Consider the following 313-nt stretch of genomic DNA (forward strand, 5'->3'; position numbering starts at 1 on the left):
ACGAATCACCCATTCGCGCGCATTTCTGATGAGTCAACGCGGTCGTACCCCTCTGCGATAATCGAATGCATGTTCGATCCGGCGCAGGCAAGCTTCGACCAGGTGCTGGCCGTCGCACGTCCGGAGTCGGTCGAAGCGCGCGAACTGATCTCCGCTGTGGTGGTGGCGGCGCGCCGGGAGAACCAGCAGGCCGCGGCGCGGTTGACCGCGATCGGTGAGTTGTACGCACTGCGAATGTCGGAGCGGGACGAGATCAGCGACCAGTGGGCCGTGGACACCGAATCCGCCGTGGCCGTAGAGATCGGCGCCGCAC

The 313-nt window shown here is 65.2% G+C and carries 1 pseudogene; it reads left to right on the top strand.

What is annotated here, in order from left to right:
- Positions 1–69 precede the first annotated feature (69 nt).
- Positions 70–313, top strand: a pseudogene (locus Q2100_RS11960) (hypothetical protein); the annotation flags it as partial.

Source organism: Mycolicibacterium arseniciresistens, assembly GCF_030519285.1.
GTDB classification, from domain to species: Bacteria; Actinomycetota; Actinomycetes; order Mycobacteriales; family Mycobacteriaceae; genus Mycobacterium; species Mycobacterium arseniciresistens.